This is a genomic window from Lentzea kentuckyensis (genome assembly GCF_002150765.1).
In the GTDB taxonomy this organism is placed as follows: domain Bacteria; phylum Actinomycetota; class Actinomycetes; order Mycobacteriales; family Pseudonocardiaceae; genus Lentzea; species Lentzea kentuckyensis.
Genome location: NZ_MUYM01000257.1, coordinates 1 through 1,273 on the forward strand (window position 1 = coordinate 1; position 1,273 = coordinate 1,273).

Annotated in this window: 1 protein-coding gene and 1 pseudogene; one reads left to right on the forward strand and one right to left on the reverse strand. The window is 64.7% G+C overall.

Annotated features, from left to right (window positions below):
• The coding region (locus B0F77_RS46540) for an ATP-dependent metallopeptidase FtsH/Yme1/Tma family protein (RefSeq protein ID WP_143467326.1) at positions 1–663 on the reverse strand (663 nt) is incomplete at its 3' end.
• Positions 664–967: 304 nt separating this feature from the next.
• On the opposite strand from B0F77_RS46540, the pseudogene B0F77_RS46545 reads away from it, so the two are divergent.
• Positions 968–1,273: pseudogene (locus tag B0F77_RS46545) on the forward strand (VWA domain-containing protein); the annotation flags it as partial.

The following is a 1,273-nucleotide window of genomic DNA, read 5'->3' on the forward strand; positions in this document are numbered from 1 at the left end:
GCCGGCGACGGCTCGGGCGAGCAGCGTCTTACCGGTTCCCGGCGGGCCGTACAGCAGCACGCCCTTCGGGATCTTGGCGCCGAGCGCCTGGTAGCGGCCGGGGTTCTGGAGGAAGTCCTTGATCTCCTCGAGCTCCTCGACGGCTTCCTCGGCACCGGCGACGTCGGCGAACGTCGTCTTGGGCATGTCCTTGGACAGCTGCTTGGCCTTGGACTTGCCGAAGTTCAGAACGCGGTTGCCGCCGCCCTGAGCGTTGTTCATCATCCACATGAGCAGCAGCAACAGCAGGCCGAGCGGCACGAGGTAGATCAAGATCTGCATCAGGATGGACTCCTGGCTGACCTTGGTCTCGACGGTCGGCTTGTTGCCGGCCTGGTCGAGGACGTTGAAGATCTCGTCCGTCGCACTGGCCGGGTACTGCGTGATCAGGCGGTTGCTGCCCTCGAAGGTGGTGCCGTCGGTGAGGGTGAGTCGGAGACGCTGCTCCTTGTCCTCGAGCGTGGCTTCCTTGACCTTGCCGTCCCGCACCTGTTGCAGTGCCTGGGAGGTCTTGACCTGGTGATAACCCCGTGAGTCGTCAAAGAGCACGGTGAAGACGAAGTAGAGCAGCAACACCGCAGCGATCCACAGCAGCGGGTTGCGAAGCAGGCGCTTGCGGTCCATGCACTTACGGCCGGCGGGCGGCCTCGACCCTCCCTGACTTGCGCGTCGGGCAGTGGAAGACCCACATACCGCGTCCGACCAGCCTACCGCCGCCACGCATGTTCACGCTGTTCGGTTCATCCGGAACAAATACGGCCGTCCAGACGAGTGACGCAGGTCACGCCATCTCATTACGTTTGGGGGTCACATGTCATCCTCATGCATTCCCCCGAGTGTTCCCCCGCCACTCGAAAGAGTGAACACGTGACCGAAGGTATGTAACTGTATGTCAGCACGTCACACGTCCCCCGGTTTGGTCCGGCGGGTGGCTCTCCCCGTGGGCGCCCTGCTGGGCGTGATCGCTGCGGCGGGCGTCACGGTCGTGGCCCTGCGTGTCACCAGCGGCGCCGACTGCTCCAGCTCACTGCCACTGAAGGTCGCCGTCACTCCCGCCGCGCTAGACGTGGTGAACGCGGCAGCCCAGGACTACCAGCGGTCACAACCGGTCGTGAACGGCCGGTGCGTTCAGATCCAGGTCGAGTCGCGCAACGCGGCCGACGTGGCGAACGAGCTCCCCACCGCACAGATCAACCCCCACTCCCTCTGGATCCCCGACTCCTCGATGTGGGCC